The organism is Ramlibacter monticola, from assembly GCF_016722785.1.
Classification (GTDB): domain Bacteria; phylum Pseudomonadota; class Gammaproteobacteria; order Burkholderiales; family Burkholderiaceae_C; genus Ramlibacter; species Ramlibacter monticola.
Map to the genome: position 1 here is coordinate 1,221,767 of NZ_JAEQNE010000001.1, position 16,250 is coordinate 1,238,016.

Consider the following 16,250-nt stretch of genomic DNA (forward strand, 5'->3'; position numbering starts at 1 on the left):
CGGCTCAGCGCACCGGCTCGCTCGCCTTGCGCCGGCCGAAGCCGTCGAAGGTGAAGGTGAAGATCAGGTCGATGCCCGCGCGCTGCCCCGCCTCGGCGCGCAGCGTGAAGCGCTGCGACACGTCGTAGAAGATGAACAGCGTGCCCATGGTGCCCTCGAGGCTGCGCTCGTAGGCGGCGTAGAAGTTGTCGGCGAAGTGCTTGCCCACGCGCACCACGGCGCCGGCGGTGCTGTCCGAGCGCACGCTGATGTCGTCGAGCCCCAGCGTGCCCGCGATGCCCTTGCCGGTGCCGCCGCGGCCCGCGATCAGCGCGCCGGCGGCGCGCTCCAGCAACGCGGTCTCGGTGCCGCCGCTGGAAGCGGAGCGGCCCAGCAGCAGGTAGGACAGCGTCTCGGACTCCGAGTAGCCCGCCTCGGAGTACAACTCCACGTGCGGCGCCTGCGCGCGCCCGCTCACCTGCACGCCCACCTTGGGCGTGAGGATGGGCCGGACCGCCAGGATGTCGAGCGCGGGGTTGTCGGGCGGCCCGGTGAAGCGCAGCTCGCCCCGCTCGATGTTCAGGCGCTGGCCGTAGGCCTCGAAGTGGCCGCCGGCGGTGCGGATCAGGCCGACCATCTGCGGCATGCCCCCTGCCCCGCCCCGGATCTCCACCGAACCGGCCAGCCGCGTGTCGAGGCCGCGGCCGGCCAGGCGGAAGTCGTCTCCCATGTCGAAGCTCACCTTCATGGTCAGCGTGCGGCCGGTGCCCTCGCTGGCTTCGGGACGCAGCCGGGGCGTGGCCCCGACGAGCTCGGCGCCGGGGGAATTGCGCACCACGACGTCCTCGCCCAGCCGCGGCGGCGTTTCGTCCGGGATCTGGATGCGGGCCCGGTCCACGCGCAGCTGGCCCGTCACCGTCGTGCCGTTGCGGTCCACGCGGGCGTCCACCGCCCCCGAGACCGTCAGCTGGCGGTCGCTGCGGATGCTGGCGCGCAGCTGCGTCAGCTGCGCATGGGCCTCGAAGACCGGGCCGGCCGGCGTCCACGAGCCTTCGCCGTAGGCGAACAGGTTGCCGCCCGCGCCCTCCTCGCGGTCGCGCAGCAGGAATTCGCTCACGATGAAGTTCTGGCCGGAAAGCTGCGCGCGCAGCCGGCCGTTGCGCAGCTCGATGCCATCCACCACCGAACGCAGCGCGAGGTCGTCGGCCTCCACCGGGCCGGACAGCTGCGGCACCGCGCGCGTGCCGCCGATCTCGATGTCCGCCTTCAGCGAGCCGCGCAGCCGCCAGCCGGGCGGCGCCAGCAGCGACCAGACGCCGATGCGCGGCAACTGCGCCTGCACGCGGCCGCTCAGCGGCGCCCGCTCCGGCCATTCCCAGCCGCCCTCCGGCGTGCGCGAGAGCCGGCTGCGGATCTCGCCCTGCGCCCGGCCGGCGCGCTCGCTGTCCCACACCAGCGCGAGCACGACCTGCTCGCCCTGCGTCGTCAGCACCGCACGTGCGTCGTGCACGCCGGCGGCGACGCGCGTCGCCTTGCCGTCGAGCGTTTCCGCCAGCACGGTGACGTCGCCGGCCACGCGCGCGATGGACGCCTCGATGCGGGGCGCCTGCCCCAGCACCGCGTTCCACTGCGCGTCGAAGACCAGGTCCCCGGACAGGGCCGAGCCCGCCAGCTGCGGGCCGCCGAACAGCTCCACCCAGGACAGCGGCAGGCCGGCCAGCCGCCCCGCGGTGGAGAGCTGGCCGCGCTCGCGCCGCACCTGCGTCCAGGTGAGCACCGCATCGGTCGCGGCCGCGCCGCTGCGCAGCTTCGGGGCGTGCAGCAACGCCTCGCCGGCGGACAGCGTGAAGCTGTCCCCGGCCGACCGCCACTGCACGGGGCGCTGCAGCTGCAGCCGCCACGGGTCGGGCGTGAGCGCCGGATCCTGCACCGTGAGCGCGAGCCGCGCGATCTCGCCGCGCCAGTCGGGCGCCGCGCCCAGCGTGCCGGCCAGCTGCCCGGCGGCCGAGAGATCGAACTTGCGCTGGCCCTGCTGCACCTGCGCGCCCAGGTCCAGCGCCGCGTTGCGCAGTTTGCCCTGCACCGTCAGCGCCGCTTCGCGCAGTTCCCACGGCGGCGTGGCGTTCGGCCCCGGAGGCGGCGGCTCCCACATCAGAGAGCGCGCCGTGACGCGTGCGTCGACCGTCGGATCGCTCCAGCCGCCCTGCCAGGCCAGCCGGGCCTGCGCGTTGCCGCGCAGGGCCAGGCCCTTGAGCGCGGCGCCCAGCCCGGGCCAGCGCGCCAGCCAGCGCTGCGCCTGCGCGAGGTCGGCCGCGGCCACGTCGGCGCTGCCCTGGCCGCGGCTCTCCGCCAGGCTGCCGCTGGCGTTCGCCTGCAGCCCCGGCGCCTGCAGGCGGAGCTCGCCGCTGCCCGCCCAGGATTTGGTCTGCAGCTCCAGCTTGCCGTCCAGTGTGGCATCGGCCGTGCGCACCCGCAGCATGGGAAGCGACAGGGTGCCGCCGGCCCAGCGGCCCTGCGCCGACACGTCACGCAGTTCCAGCGCGTCGGCGGCGGCCAGCACGCCGTCGGTGCCGTTGCGGGCCCGGCGCGGCCGCGGCGGGCCCGCCTGCAGGGAGAGCACGAAGCCGATCGCGTCGTTCTCGCCCTCGAGCTCCAGCGGGCCCGTGAGCGGCAGCGGCGCCAGCCGGCCATGCAGCCGGGAGGGATCGACGTCCTCCACGCGCCCTTCGAAGTGCCAGCCGCGCTCCTTCCAGCTGCCGCTGCCGGTGACCGTGCCGCCGCCCGCCTGCGCCTGCAGGCTGCGCACCAGCGCCATGCCGCGGCGCCAGTCGCCCTCGGCGCGCAGCGATTCGATCGGCAAGCGGCCGGCGTCCCACGGCCCCGGCAGCGCGTTGCGAACGTCGCCGCGCAGGCTCCAGCTCGCATCGGGCTGCGGCGCCACTTCGACCAGCCCGGATAAGCGCGTGCGCGGGGCCTGCGGCCAGAACAGGGCCGCATCGAGCTGGCGGAACCGGGCCTCGGCCTGCGGCACGGGCATCTCGTCGAAGGGCGTGATGCGCGCCGTCGCCGTCGCCTGCGGCAGCTCGCCGGCGGCGGCGGCACGCGGCTGCAGCACCTGCAGCTGCGCGCGCGCGTCGATGCGCGTGGCGGGGCCCGCCGCCTGCAGGCGGAAGTCGATCGGCACCTGCTCGTCGCGGCCGGGCACCGGCGCGGCGAAGCGGCCGGCCAGGTTGGCATCGAGCGTCATGGGGGGCAGCGCGAGCATCCGCGCCTCGCCGCGGTAGTCCCCACCCGCGATCCGCAGCGACCGCAGGGCGACGCTGTGGCGCAGGCCGTCGAAGGCATAGCCGGCGGCCAACCCGCTCGCCCGCAGCTGGAAGCGGCCCTCGTAAGCGAACTCGCCCACCTGCAGCTCGTCGACGCTCACGCGCCACGGCAGGCGCAGGTCGGTGGGCGGCCGCAGCGGATCCGGGCTCGGCGGGCGCAGGTCCAGCACGCGGGCACGCGCCACCTGCACGCGATCGAGCTGCAGGGTCTTGTTCAACACGGCGAGCGGCTGCCACGTGAGCACGATGTCCTCGGCCTCCAGCCGCAGCCCGTCGCGCTCCCATACGATGCGGCGGATCTTCCAGCCGTTGCGGATCGAGCCCTCCACCCCCTCGCTGGTCAGCGGGCCGCCGCTGATGCGCCGAAGCACGGCTTCCAGGGAGCCCTCCTGCCCGGCCCACCACCAGACCAGGGCCGCCAGCAGCATCAGGAGCAGGACGAAGCCGACGAGGACGCGCACCGTCCAGCGGGCTGCCCGCAGCGCCTGCGCCTTCAAAACACGAACCCCGCGGTGAAGTGCAGGTGGAAGCGGCGCGGCTCGACGCCGTAGGCGATCGCCATCTCCACCGGCCCGACCGGGCTGCGCCAGCGCACGCCCGTGCCCACGCCCACCCGGGGCCGCAGGTCGCCGACGTGGTCGGCCACGGCGCCGGCGTCGACGAACAGCAGGCCCTCGAATTCGGTCGGGCGGCCGCCGCGCTGGATGGGCCGCTGCCACTCCACGCTGCCCAGCGCCATCAGGCGGCCCGGGCCCACCAGGCCGTCGCCCAGGGGCACGCCGATGTCGAGGAAGCCGTAGCCCCGCACGGTGTTGTCGCCGCCGGTGCGGAACAACTGCGTCGACGGGACCGTGGCCGAACCGGAGGCGAGCACCGCGCCGCCTTCGGCGCGCAACTGCAGGCGGCCCTTCTCGAGCGGCCGGAAGCCCAGCCAGCGCACCACGGTGCGCTGGAACGGATGCTGGTTGCCCTCCAGCGTGACGCCGGCCCCCAGTTCGACGGCGATGCCGAAGCCCCTGGTCGGGGACGTGAGGTTGTCGAAGTAGCGGCCGGTCCAGGCGTAGTTGATGGTGACGGCGGAGCCGTCGCCCGTGTCCGCCGGCGTCAGCGGCACGTTGTTCGGGTTGTCGACCGAGGAGCGCTCGTACTGCAGGAAGACATTGCGGTCGATGTGGTCCGAGTTCTGGAAGCGGCCGGCGCGCAGCCGCTGGCTGTAGGTGACCAGGCGGCCGTCGTCCAGGCGCTCGGCGCGCGCCAGCACGGACTTGCGCCAGCCCTTGGGGTCGGGCGTGCCGATCCATTCGGTCTGCGCATAGGGGTTCTTGTCCTCGACCTGCAGCTTGGTGATGGCCTGCCAGCCGATGCCCGGCACCCGGTTGTGCCTGTGCTCCAGGGTCGCGCGCGGACCGCCGTCGGTGGTGAAGCCGAGGCCGAGGATCACCTTCTGCAGCGGTGCCTCGCGCACGGTGACCTGCACCGGCGCCGCCTGCGGGTCCGGCGCCAGAGGGTCGACGAAGATGAAGGCCGAATCGAAGTAACCGCTGCCCGCCAGCCTCAACTGCGCCTGCACGATCTTTTCCTGGTCGTAGACCGCGCCTTCGGGCAGGCGCGCGAGCCGCTCCACCAGCAGGGGATCGTAGCGCTCGATGCCGGTGACGCGCACGGGGCCGAGGCGGAACAGCGCGCCCGAGTCGAGTTTCAGCCCGAGCTTCGCCCGCGCGCTGGCGGCATCGACGTCGGCCAGGCTGTAGCTGATGCGTCCGGCGGGGTAGCGGCGGGCGAGCAGCGCGCGCAGCGCCTTGGACTTCGCCTGCTCCCAGGAGGGCTGGGTGAAGGGGCGCCCGACGGGCAGTTCCCAGTCGCGCCGGATCGTGTCGCGCTGGGTCGCGGCATCGGCGTCCGGGCTGCCCGCGATGTCGCCCTCGAAGGCGATGTCCACCTCGCCGACGACGGCGCGTTCGCCCGGCTGCACGTCGACCACCAGCCGGGTGCGCTCCCCGGGTTCGCGCGCGATGCGCACCTGCGGCGCGAAGTAGCCCTGCGTGGCCAGCAGTTCGCGCGCGTCCTGGTCGGCCAGCACCACCAGGCGCGCGATCTCGGCATCGTCGAGGTCGCTCACCTCGCGGTAGCGGCGCAGTTCCAGGTGGCGTTCCAGCAGTTCCTTCAGCGGGCCGGGCGCGCGCACCTCCAGGTCGAAGGCGGGCGGCGACTGCGCCCAGGTGGCGGCCGCCAGCATCAGGAGCACGACGAGTGCGGCGGCGCGGATCATGAGGACGGAACTATCGCGGCAGAGGGTTCAGCGGGACGTAGGCGGAATTCGACTCGTGCACGGCTGCAAGGACGAGCAGCGGCACTCATAATGCCAGCATGCGTCTCCTCCACACCATGCTGCGCGTCGGCGACCTGCAGCGCGCCATCGATTTCTATACCAAGGTGCTCGGCATGGAACTGCTGCGCACCACGGACCGGCCGGACCAGAAGTACTCGCTCGCCTTCGTGGGCTACGGGAGCAATCCCGGGCACGCCGAGATCGAGCTGACCTACAACTACGGGGTCGACAAGTACGAGATGGGTACGGCGTACGGCCACATCGCGATCGGGGTTCCCGACGTTTACGCGGCCTGCGAGCGCATCCGCACTTCGGGCGGCAACGTCACGCGCGAACCGGGGCCCGTGAAGGGGGGCAGCACGGTGATTGCCTTCGTCACCGACCCGGACGGGTACAAGATCGAACTGATCCAGCGGGAATCGGCGGCTTAGCTGTGAAGTGTCAACAGGTTCTTTCGAGAAATCGAAAGGCGGGACACGGGCGGCGCCAGGTTAATTCCGTGATGCGGGCGATGCCAGTTGTAGAAGTGGGTCCAGGCCGGCAGCGCGTGCCTGCGCTGCTCTGAGTTCTGGTAGGTCCGCCCGTAGGCCCATTCGCGTAAGGCCGACTGGATGAAGCGCTCGGCCTTGCCGTTGGTCTGGGGCCGGTAGGCTCGGGTGAATTTCTGGGTGATGCCCAATTCGAGGCAAGCCTCGGAGAACAGCGCCGAGTGGAACGACATGCCGTTGTCCGTGAGCACGCGCTGGATCGGCACGCCCCAGCTGTTGAACTGGCCCACGGCTGCGCGCAGGAAAGCCGCGGCGCTGTGCCGGCTTTCGTCTGGGTACACCGCAGTGAAAGCCGCCCGGCTGTGGTCATCAACGGCCACGAAGACGTAGTCCCAACCGATGTCACGCGCGCGCTGACGGCGGTCGCCAGTGATGCGGTGGCCGACCTTGTCGAAGCGCCCCAGCTTCTTGATGTCGATGTGCAGCAGCTCGCCGGGGTTCTCCCGCTCGTACCGCTGCACGGGTTCTTCGGGTCGCAGATCGCTCAGGCGGGATAGGCCGGCGCGGCGCAGCACGCGACTCACCGTAGCCTTGGACACGCCCATGTATGACGCAATGTGCGCTTGCAGCAACAGCTTTCGGCGCAGTTCCACGATGGCAAGGGCCACATGGGGCGCGATGGCGCGCGGTGACTTGTCGGGCCGGGAGGACTTGTCCAACAAACCCGCTGCTCCATCAGCGAGGTAGCGGCCCAGCCACTTGCGCGCGGTCACGCCACTAACACCCTGCTTGGCAGCCGCCTCCGAGGCGGACAAGCCACCTTCGAGGATGTCTTGGACCATTTCCAGGCGACGAAGGTACGTCAATCGGGCATTCTTATGGGTGTTCATCCGGTTAGGAAAGTTGAGTTGACGGGGGGTTTGGCGATTCCCAGTCTCTCAAAACCTTTCCGGGTGGACACCCGCAAGAACCTATTGAACCTTCACACTTAGCGCGCCAGCGCCATCGCAGCCGACCCGTCCCCCGCCCCTGCGTCACTGGGGCTGCTTGCTGCCCTTGATGTTGCCGGCCACGCCGCCGGCCACGGCGCCGATCGCGGCGCCCGTCCAGCCGCTGCCCCCGGCGATGGCGGCGATCCCGGCGCCCGCGGCGGCGCCAATGGCCGCGCCCGAGACCGTGCCCTGCTGCTGTGGAGTCATCGACGTGCATGCCGTCAGGCCCGCAGACAAGGCCACCACTCCCATCCATGCGACTCGCTTCATCGTGCTTCTCCGCTATCGGGCTTTTTGCAGCCCGGGCAGGGCCATCTCGAACCAGAGCGTCTCGATCACCGGTCTCTGGAGCTGGTCCCTGTGCGACGCGTACCAGCGATCGAGCCCCTCGCGCACGCTGTCGAGCGTCTGGTCCTGCAGCCCCTTCGCCATGCGCGGCAGAACGCTCTGGGCATCCGGGGGGGCATTGCCCGCGTGGTAGGCGCGCTCGACCTGGATGACGTTGGCGATGCCGATGAGGTAGGCCTTCTTGACCTGGTCCGACGACTCGGTCCATTGCTTGCCCGTGACGAGCGGCAGTTCGTCCGCGCGGGCCATGCTGCTCGCGGCTGCCAATGCCACGCACGCGGCGGCAAAGGCTGCGCGCGCCGGTAGTCCCATTGCCATGTGGATCTCCTCGAATCCCCAAAATGGTGATTCGGACGCTCCGCAGCGCCCATTGGACCAAGGTCCCATTCTTGCGGCTACAGGACCGAAGCGATCCAGCGCTCCACCGATTCCGAATACGGCCCCGGCAGGCCCAACTGGCGGTCGACGTCCATGTGGCCCTTGTCCACCGGCTGGACCTGCACCTTCGCGCCGATGCGGCCGGCGCGTTCCGCGAACGCCTCGGCCTGCGCGCGGGCGGCACCGCTGCGGCGCGAGCACACCGCCAGCATCGGGCGCGCGTCCCGCGCCACCATGTGCAGCGGCGACACGGTCCGCCAGTACGCATGGTTGCTGCCGAAGGCGCGGTCGTACAGCGTGGCGTGGCGCTCGGCCATCAGCCGCGGCACGTCGAAGGCGGGGTTGTCCAGGCACACCGTGCCGCGCCAGGAATTGGCGCCCTGCTCGCGCGCCAGCGCCGGCTCGGCGGACAGCAGCGCGACGAGGTGCGCGCCGGACGAATGCCCCATGAGCACGAGCGTCGCCGCATCGGCTCCCCAGCCAGAGGCGCGGCGTTGCACCAGCGCGAGGGCGCGCGCGACGTCGCGGGCCTGCGCCAGCGGATGCGCCTGCGGCAGCAAGCGGTGGTTGGCTGAAACCACGACGTAACCGCGCGCCGTCCAGTAGCGCACCTTGGGCAGCACCCCCACGGAACGCTTGTCGCCGCCGCGCCAGGCACCTCCGTGCACGAACAGCAGGAGGGGTCCGCCCGACGTGCCCGGCAGGTAGGCATCCAGCCGCTGGCGGGGATCCTCGCCGTAGGGAACGTCGCGCTCGACCCGCACCTGCAGGTCGTTCATCGCCGCCGCGATGGACTGGTCCTGCTGCGCTCGCGCGGGCAAGGCCGCGGAAGCGAGCGCCGCCTGCAGCAGCGCCCGCCGTTTCATCCGCGCGGCAGGGCCGCCGCTTCGGCGGCAAGGCGGGTGACGCGGGCCCAGTCGCCGCTCGCCAGGGCGTCGGCCGGCGAGATCCAGGACCCGCCGACGCAGGCCACGTTGGGCAGCGCGAGGAATTCGCGCGCGTTCTGCGCGGTGATGCCGCCCGTGGGACAGAAGCGCACGTCGTTGAACGGGCCGTGCCAGGCCTTCAGCATGGCGGTCCCGCCGGCCTGCAGCGCGGGGAAGAACTTCAGCGCGGTGTAGCCGTCTTCCTGCGCCATCATGATCTCGCTGCCGGTGGCCACGCCGGGCAGCAGCGCGAGTTCCAGGTCGTGGCAGGCCTTGCCGACCGCGCGGGTGTAGCCGGGGCTCACCGCGAAGCGCGCGCCGGCCAGCGCCGCGGCCTGCGCGTCGGCGGCGCTGCGCACGGTGCCGGCGCCGACCACCGCGTCGGGCACGTCCTTCGCGATCGCCTCGATGCACGCCAGCGCCACCGGAGTGCGCAGCGTCACCTCCAGCATGCGGATGCCGCCAGCCACCAGCGCGCGCGCCAGCGGCACGGCGTGCGCCACGTCGTTCAGGACGATCACCGGGATGACCGGCGCGTCCTCCATCACTTCCCTGGACGTCGGCCGCGCCGAGAGGGGTTTCATAGCCATGTGCAGGCGCCTTCTTCCGCCATCGTTGCATTGCGCCGGAAACCGGCGAAGAGTTCCCGGCCCACGCCGTGGCCGTTGGCGTCGGCCTGCTCGCCCGTCAGCCGCGCCGGCTCGCGCCGCGCCCATTCCGCCGGGTCGACCAGCGCCTCCAGCTTTCCCGCAGGCGCGTCGAGCCGCACCACGTCGCCGTCGCGCAGCAGCGCCAGCGGGCCGCCCGCGGCGGCTTCCGGCGTGACGTGGATCGCGGCCGGCACCTTGCCGGACGCGCCGCTCATGCGGCCGTCCGTGACCAGGGCGACGCGGTGGCCCTTGCCCTGCAGCACCGCCAGCGGCGGCGTCAGCTTGTGCAGTTCGGGCATGCCGTTGGCCTGGGGGCCCTGCCAGCGCACCACGCAGACCACGTCGCGATCCAGCTCGCCGGCCTTGAACGCCGCCTGCAGCGCCTCCTGGCTGTCGAAGATGCGCGCCGGCGCCTCGATCACGTGGCGGTCCTCCGGCACGGCCGACACCTTGATCACGCAGCGGCCCAGGTTGCCCGTGAGCAACTTGAGGCCGCCGGTGGGGCTGAAGGGCTTGCCGGCAGGACGCACGACGGACTCCTCGCGCGAGGGACCGATGTCCTTCCACGCGAGGCCGCGCTCCGCGGCCGCCACCGGCTCGCGCGTGTACTCGCGCAAGCCGCCCTCGCGCACCGTCAGCACGTCCTCGTGCATGAGGCCCGCATCGAGCAGCTCGCGGATCACGAAGCCGGGGCCGCCGGCGGCCTGGAACTGATTCACGTCGGCCGTGCCGTTCGGGTACACGCGCGCCAGCAGCGGCACCACGGACGACAGCTCGTCGAAGTCGTTCCAGTCGATCGAGATGCCCGCGGCGCGCGCCACCGCCACCCAGTGGATCAGGTGGTTGGTGGAGCCGCCGGTGGCCAGCAGCGCCGCCATGGCGTTGACGATGCAGCGCTCGTCGACCATGCGGCCGATCGGGGTGAAGCGGCGCGCCTTCAGGATGCCGAGCGCGGTGCGCACGGCCTCGCGCGTGAGCACCTCGCGCAGCTCGGTGTTCGGGTTCACGAAGGCCGCTCCAGGCACGTGCAGGCCCATCGCCTCCATCAGCATCTGGTTGCTGTTGGCGGTGCCGTAGAAGGTGCAGGTGCCCTGCGTGTGGTAGGCCTTTTCCTCGGCTTCCAGCAGCTCCTTGCGGCCGACCAGGCCCTGCGCCGCCTGCTCGCGGACCCTGGCCTTCTCGCTGTTGGACAAGCCGCTGGGCATGGGCCCGCCCGGCACGAACACGGTGGGCAGGTGGCCGAAATGCAGCGCGCCGATCAGCAGGCCGGGCACGATCTTGTCGCAGATGCCCAGCATCAGCGCCGCGTCGAACACGTCGTGGCTGAGCCCGACGGCGGTGGCCAGCGCGATGGTGTCGCGCGAGAACAGGCTCAGCTCCATGCCGGCCGTGCCCTGCGTGACGCCGTCGCACATGGCCGGCACGCCGGCAGCCACCTGGGCCGTGGCGCCGTGCCGGCGCGCCTCGTCCTTGATCACCTGCGGGAACGAACCGTACGGTGCGTGCGCCGACAGCATGTCGTTGTACGAGTTGACGATGGCGATGTTCGGCGCGCGCTCGGCGACGACGCGGAACTTGTCGCTGGGCGGGATGCCGGCGAAGGCATGCGCGACGTTGGCGCAGCCCATGCGGTCGGCTCCGCGCTCGGCCGCGGCAGCCTTGTCGATTCGGGCGAGGTAGGCGGAACGGCCCGGGGCGCTGCGCTCGCGGATGCGCCGGGTCACCGCCTCCAGCACGGGATGAAGTTTCATGGTCATGCGGTAACAGGTCGAGGGCATCGTACCCCGCGGTTCCGGGCTTGTGGCCCGGCGGCGGGTACGAACCGGTTACCAACATCCGGGCGGTTGCCGTTCCGCTAGAGTTGCAGCGTGAGCCAGACCCTGAAGCCGCTGCGCGACCCCCAGCACATGCTGGAGCGCGCGCTCGCCGAATGGGGCGGCCGCGAGGACCTGTGGGTGTTCGGCTACGGCTCGCTCATCTGGCGGCCCGAGTTCGACTTCGCCGAGCGTCGCCCGGCGCGCGTGCATGGCTGGCATCGCGCGCTCAAGATGTGGAGCCGCATCAACCGCGGCACGCCCGAGCGGCCCGGCCTCGTGTTCGGCCTGCTCACGGGTGGCTGCTGCCGCGGCGTGGTGTTCCGCATCCCCAGCGAGCATGGCGCGCGGACGCTGGTGCAGCTGTGGAAGCGCGAGATGACCCTGGCCGTGTACGACCCGAAATGGCTGACCGCGCACACGCCGCAGGGCCCGGTGCGCTCGCTGGCCTTCACGCTCTCGCGCAAGAGCCCCAGCCACACGGGCGAACTGAGCGAGGAGGAGTACCGCGCGATCTTCGCGGCCGCCTCGGGCATCTACGGCACGACGCTGGACTACGCCCACCGCACCTTCGAGGAACTGAAGCGGCACGACATCCGCGACCGCAACCTCGAGCGGCTGCTGCGCAAGATCACGTCGGAGCAGAAGGCTTAGGAGCCGGCGCAGGCCCGTTTCTGTGCCACCCTGGCTCCTAAGAGCCTTCTTCCCCCTGCCGCCGGCGGCGCCGGTTGAAGAGGCGCTCGGCACGCGTGAGGTCTTCCACCGTGTCGATGTCCGTGACGATGCCCTCGTCCTCCAGTTCCAGCTTGAGCGGCTGCGCCGTGCGCACGATGGCGGCCGCCCCCTCCGCGCCGGTGAGCGCCATCAGCGCGGGCCCGTGTTCCGGCGCGAAGCCGACCGGGTGGCCGCGCGTGCCCTGGTGGAAGGGCAGCACGATCGAGGCCCGCTGCAGCGCCGCGGCAACCGCGCGCAGCGACTCCGGACGCAGCAGCGGCAGGTCCGCCGGCAGCACCAGCCAGCCGCGCGCGTCGGCGGTCGCGCGCACGCCGGCCGCGATCGAGTCGCCCATGCCCGGATGGCCCGCCGCCTCCACGTGGAAGGGCAGCCCGCTGGCGCGCACGGCGGCCAGCGTGTGCTCGATCACCGGCTTGCCGGCCAGCAGCGCCTGCAGCTTGGAGCCCTTGCCGCCGGAGGCGAGGAAACGCTCGCCGCGGCCGGATGCAAGCACGAGGACGGTCGGTGATGCCATGGGATGCCACGGTAGCACCGAATGCGACAATGGCCGGATGACCAGCCCGTCCGAACGCATCGCCGACCTGCGAAAGAGCTACGAACGCGCCGAACTGAGCGAGGAGGCATCGCATGCCGATCCCCTGAAGCAGTTCGACCAGTGGCTGGCCGAGGCGATCGCGGCGCAGGTGCCCGAGCCGAACGCGATGACGCTGGCCACGGTCGCGAGCGACCTGCGTCCCAGCACGCGCATCGTGCTGGTCAAGGGCTACGACGCGCGCGGGATCGTCTGGTACACCAACTACGAGAGCCGCAAGGGGCAGGAGCTGGCGGGCAACCCGTACGCCGCGCTGCAGTTCCACTGGGTGGAGCTGGAACGCGTGGTGCGCATCGAGGGCCGGGTGGAGAAGACCGACGCGGAGGAAAGCGACGCCTACTTCGCCACCCGCCCGCTCGATTCCCGCATCGGCGCCTGGGCGAGCCCGCAAAGCCAGGTGATCCCGGGGCGCAGCGTGCTGGTCGCGAATGCGGCGAAGTACAGCGCGCAATTCCTGCTCCATCCCCCGCGCCCGCCGCACTGGGGCGGCTACCGGCTGGTGCCGGACGAATGGCAGTTCTGGCAGGGCCGCAAGAGCCGGCTGCACGACCGGCTGCGGTACCGGCTCGGGGATGGCGCGTGGGTGCGGGAGCGATTGGCGCCTTAGGCATTCAAACCTAACAGCCGAACGCAGAGGGCGCAAAGGATACGCAGAGGACGCAGAAAAGACCCGAAGAAGGATTTCCCTCCTTCTGGATGTTCTTCTGCGCCCTCTGCGCTTTCTCTGCGCCCTCTGCGTTCGGCTGTTAGGTTTTAGCGGTCTACTTCACCGACACCGCCTCCGTCACGCGGTAGTACAGCCCGTACTCGTCGTCGGTGAGGGTCACGAACCTGCCCTCCACGGTCACGGGCTCCATCGTGTATTTCACCGGGGTCTTCGCCTTCACTTCCACCATGCTTTCGGGGCCGCCCGGGAGGCAGAACTGGCAGGTGAGCGGGACCGAGCTGAGGAGGAAGTGCGTCTGCCGGTCGCCCGGCTCCAGGGGCATCATGAAGCCCTGGATGCGCTGCGGCTTCTGGTTCAGCGCCAGTTGCTCCTGGGTGAACACGGGCAGCAGCCGGTTCTTCTCGTTCTTCGTCGAGACGGCGGTCAGCAGCGACCACGGCACCACGTCGCCGCGCTCCTGCAACGGCGGGAAGGGACTCAGCGGACTGTGCACGCCGGCGCCGGTGCCCTGCGGGACGGCGGACATCTGGGCCCAGGCCGCGCCGGCGGCAAGGGAGGCGGCCAGGACGACAGGGACGATCTTGTGCATGGCTAGCTCCTCGAGGCTTCGTATTCTGCCAAGGGATCACCGGCGCTGCAGGAGTTGCGCGACATCGACCCGGTAGGCGCTGACGGCCGGGATCAGCGCGGCCGCACCGGCGGTCAGCAGCGCCGCCACCGGGATCCACCCCTCCTGCGGCAGCCACACCGCGCCCGACAGCGGCAGCGACTGCTGCGACGCCAGCACCGCGCCGACGGCGCCGGCCAGGGCATGGCCCGCCGCCAGCCCGAGCACGCTCGCCAGCACGGCCAGCCACAGGCCTTCGGCCAGCAGCAGGGCAGCCACCCGCGCCGGCGATGCGCCCAGCATGCGCAGCATGGCGAGGTCGGCGCGCCGCTCGCGAACGGCGGTCCACAGGGCGATGAACACCGACAGCGCGGCGGTCAGCAGCAGCACGGCGCCGACGCCCTGCAGCACCTCGCGGCCCACGCCCAGCATGCGCAGCAGGCGCGTGACCTCGATGGCCGGCGCCGCCGCCTGCAGGGGAGTTTCGCTGTTCACGTAGCGCGGCAAGGCGGCGGCGGCCAGGGGCGTGCGGTAGCGCACCAGCGCCAGCGTCACCTCGCGGTCCTCGTCCTCGTCGTGCCCGGCCGGGTCGTGGGCCCTGCCGCCGGCGTGCGGCTTCTCGTGCACCTGCCAGACCGACTCCGTCGGCGTGAGGATCAGGCGGTCCAGCACGCAGCCGCAGGGAGCCAGCACGCCCGTGACGGTGTAGGGACTGTCGGCGTGCGCCTGCCCGCCGGCGAGGCCGTGGCCCCCGACGAAGCGCTGGCCCGCGGCGAGCCCCAGCGCCTTCGCCACCTGCGCGCCGAGCACGGTCTCCATGGGCGCCGACCAGACCCGCCCCTGCGCCACCTGCACGCGGTAGTGCGCCAGGTACTGCGGCGTGGTGCCGACGATGCGGAAACCGCGGTAGCTGTCACCGAGGCTGATGGGGATCACCTGCGCCACCTGCGGCTTCGCCGCGAGCGCCTGCACGTCGGCCAGCTTGACGTTGCCGGGCGGCACGTCGACGTGGAACACGCCCGCCAGGATCAGCTGCATCGGGCTGCCCTTGGCGCCGACCACCAGGTCGATGCCGGCCAGGTCGCGCCGGAAGGCGCCCTGCACCTGCTCGCTCACCAGCACGACGAAGGTGATGGAGGCCAGGCCGAGGGTGAGCAGCAGCAGGTTCAGGACGGTCGCGAGCGGCCGCGCCCACAGGTAGCGGAAGGCCAGCGCCAGCAGCTTCATGCCGTGGCCTCCGCCGCTTCCAGGCGCAGCACCTGCGCGCCCGCCAGCGCCTCGCGCACCCGCGCGTCGTGCGTGGCCAGCACGAGGCTCGCGCCGCAGCCTTGCGCCGTCGCGCGCAGCAGGGCCACGGCGGCGGCGGCGGCCTGGTCGTCGAGGCTGGCCGTCGGTTCGTCGGCCAGCAGCACGCGCGGGCGCAGCAGGATCGCGCGCGCGAGCGCCACCCGCTGCGCCTGTCCGCCCGACAGCTGGTGCGGGCGGCGCTGCGCGAGATCGCCCACGTCCAGCGCCTCCAGTGCGGCGCGGACCGCACTGCGATCCTCGGGCACGCCGGCGGCGAAAAAGGCCAGCGCGAGATTGCGTTCGACCGACAGCGCGTCGCTCAGGTGCAGGCGCTGCGGCAGGAAGCCGATGGTGCGCCCGCGCCAGCGGTCGCGCTCGCCGCGCCGCAGCGCCGCCAGGTCCTGGCCCGCGACCCGGACGCGGCCGGCGGAAGGCGTGAGCAGCCCCGCGACCAGCGACAGCCAGGTCGACTTGCCGACGCCCGATCGCCCCTGCAGCAGCAGCGTGCCGCCCTGGGCGACCTCGGTGTCGGGGAAGAGGAGGGCCGGCCCGCGGGGATACCGGTACGCGAGCTCGTGCGTCTGGATCACCGGCGCGCCAGCTCCGAGAAGGTCTTGCGGAACTTCGCCACCTTGGGCGCGGCCACCGCCATGCAGTAGCCCTGGGTCGGGTTGCGCTCGAAGAAGTCCTGGTGGTAGTCCTCGGCCGGCCAGTAGTTGGCGAGGGGCTTCACCTCGGTGACGATCGGCTTGCCGAACAGCTTTTCCTGGCTCATCTGCCGGATCATGTCGTCGGCCTCCTGCTGCTGTTCCGGCGTCGTGGTGTAGATGCCGCTGCGGTACTGCGTGCCGACGTCGTTGCCCTGGCGATCGCGCTGGGTCGGGTCGTGCACCACGAAGAAGATCTCCAGGATCTGCCGCAGGCTGATCTGCGCTGGGTCGTAGGTGAGCTTCACGACTTCCGCGTGGCCGGTGCGGCCGGTGCAGACCTGCTCGTAGCTCGGACGCTCCGCCTGGCCGTTGCTGTAGCCCGACTCCACGTCGACGATGCCGCGCACTTCCTTGTAGACCGCCTCGGTGCACCAGAAGCAGCCGCCACCCAGCACGATGGTCCGTGTCTCGCTTGCCATGCC

The 16,250-nt window shown here is 71.9% G+C and carries 16 protein-coding genes; 3 read left to right on the top strand and 13 right to left on the bottom strand.

Annotated elements, in window-relative coordinates; translation table 11 throughout:
• Positions 1–4 precede the first annotated feature (4 nt).
• Complete coding sequence (locus JJ685_RS05945) at positions 5–3,802, bottom strand: translocation/assembly module TamB domain-containing protein (RefSeq protein WP_201673269.1); 3,798 nt, start codon at positions 3,800–3,802, stop codon at positions 5–7.
• Positions 3,799–5,574, bottom strand: a complete 1,776-nt coding sequence (locus JJ685_RS05950) for an autotransporter assembly complex protein TamA (RefSeq protein WP_201673270.1) — start codon at positions 5,572–5,574, stop codon at positions 3,799–3,801. Before JJ685_RS05950 ends, JJ685_RS05945 begins: the two co-directional genes overlap by 4 nt.
• A 98-nt stretch (positions 5,575–5,672) precedes the next feature.
• Here JJ685_RS05950 and gloA point away from each other — a divergent pair, with 98 nt between their 5' ends.
• Positions 5,673–6,065: a lactoylglutathione lyase gene (gloA, locus tag JJ685_RS05955; protein WP_201673271.1), complete on the top strand. Its 393-nt coding sequence runs from the start codon at positions 5,673–5,675 to the stop codon at positions 6,063–6,065.
• Here gloA and JJ685_RS05960 read toward each other — a convergent pair.
• From JJ685_RS05960 to edd, 6 genes are all read right to left on the bottom strand, one after another.
• Complete coding sequence (locus JJ685_RS05960) at positions 6,062–7,012, bottom strand: IS481 family transposase (protein WP_201673272.1); 951 nt, start codon at positions 7,010–7,012, stop codon at positions 6,062–6,064. The genes gloA and JJ685_RS05960 overlap by 4 nt on opposite strands.
• A gap of 144 nt (positions 7,013–7,156) precedes the next feature.
• A complete protein-coding gene (locus JJ685_RS05965) occupies positions 7,157–7,384 on the bottom strand; it encodes a YMGG-like glycine zipper-containing protein (RefSeq protein WP_201673273.1) in 228 nt (75 codons plus the stop codon).
• A gap of 12 nt (positions 7,385–7,396) precedes the next feature.
• Positions 7,397–7,780: a hypothetical protein gene (locus JJ685_RS05970; protein ID WP_201673274.1), complete on the bottom strand. Its 384-nt coding sequence runs from the start codon at positions 7,778–7,780 to the stop codon at positions 7,397–7,399.
• Between the two features lie 77 nt (positions 7,781–7,857).
• Entirely contained in the window at positions 7,858–8,706 is an 849-nt protein-coding gene (locus JJ685_RS05975; RefSeq protein ID WP_201673275.1) for an alpha/beta hydrolase, read from the bottom strand.
• Positions 8,703–9,350 carry a bifunctional 4-hydroxy-2-oxoglutarate aldolase/2-dehydro-3-deoxy-phosphogluconate aldolase gene (eda, locus tag JJ685_RS05980; RefSeq protein WP_201673707.1) on the bottom strand — a complete coding sequence of 216 codons (648 nt, stop codon included), beginning with the start codon at positions 9,348–9,350 and terminating at the stop codon, positions 8,703–8,705. Before eda ends, JJ685_RS05975 begins: the two co-directional genes overlap by 4 nt.
• Positions 9,347–11,167, bottom strand: a complete 1,821-nt coding sequence (gene edd, locus JJ685_RS05985) for a phosphogluconate dehydratase (protein ID WP_201673708.1) — start codon at positions 11,165–11,167, stop codon at positions 9,347–9,349. Before edd ends, eda begins: the two co-directional genes overlap by 4 nt.
• Positions 11,168–11,323: 156 nt before the next feature.
• Here edd and JJ685_RS05990 point away from each other — a divergent pair, with 156 nt between their 5' ends.
• On the top strand, positions 11,324–11,884 hold the full coding sequence (locus tag JJ685_RS05990) for a gamma-glutamylcyclotransferase (RefSeq protein WP_201673709.1): 561 nt from the start codon (positions 11,324–11,326) through the stop codon (positions 11,882–11,884).
• 37 nt (positions 11,885–11,921) lie between these two features.
• On the opposite strand, the gene JJ685_RS05995 is transcribed toward JJ685_RS05990, so the two are convergent.
• Positions 11,922–12,479, bottom strand: coding sequence for a nucleotidyltransferase family protein (locus JJ685_RS05995; protein ID WP_236598686.1), 558 nt, complete (start codon positions 12,477–12,479; stop codon positions 11,922–11,924).
• Positions 12,480–12,516: 37 nt separating this feature from the next.
• Between JJ685_RS05995 and pdxH the strand changes: the two genes are divergently transcribed.
• Positions 12,517–13,164 carry a pyridoxamine 5'-phosphate oxidase gene (pdxH, locus tag JJ685_RS06000; protein ID WP_201673277.1) on the top strand — a complete coding sequence of 216 codons (648 nt, stop codon included), beginning with the start codon at positions 12,517–12,519 and terminating at the stop codon, positions 13,162–13,164.
• Positions 13,165–13,318: 154 nt separating this feature from the next.
• Here the strand turns inward: pdxH and JJ685_RS06005 are convergent, their stop codons facing one another.
• From JJ685_RS06005 to msrA, 4 genes are read right to left on the bottom strand one after another with little or no spacing between them, the layout of a single operon-like run.
• Positions 13,319–13,813 carry a DUF3299 domain-containing protein gene (locus tag JJ685_RS06005; RefSeq protein WP_201673278.1) on the bottom strand — a complete coding sequence of 165 codons (495 nt, stop codon included), beginning with the start codon at positions 13,811–13,813 and terminating at the stop codon, positions 13,319–13,321.
• A gap of 36 nt (positions 13,814–13,849) precedes the next feature.
• A complete protein-coding gene (locus JJ685_RS06010; RefSeq protein WP_201673279.1) occupies positions 13,850–15,058 on the bottom strand; it encodes an ABC transporter permease in 1,209 nt (402 codons plus the stop codon).
• On the bottom strand, positions 15,055–15,708 hold the full coding sequence (locus JJ685_RS06015) for an ABC transporter ATP-binding protein (protein WP_201673280.1): 654 nt from the start codon (positions 15,706–15,708) through the stop codon (positions 15,055–15,057). Before JJ685_RS06015 ends, JJ685_RS06010 begins: the two co-directional genes overlap by 4 nt.
• Positions 15,705–16,247: a peptide-methionine (S)-S-oxide reductase MsrA gene (gene msrA / locus JJ685_RS06020; protein ID WP_201673281.1), complete on the bottom strand. Its 543-nt coding sequence runs from the start codon at positions 16,245–16,247 to the stop codon at positions 15,705–15,707. The genes JJ685_RS06015 and msrA overlap by 4 nt, the downstream gene beginning before the upstream one ends.
• Positions 16,248–16,250: the final 3 nt, after the last annotated feature.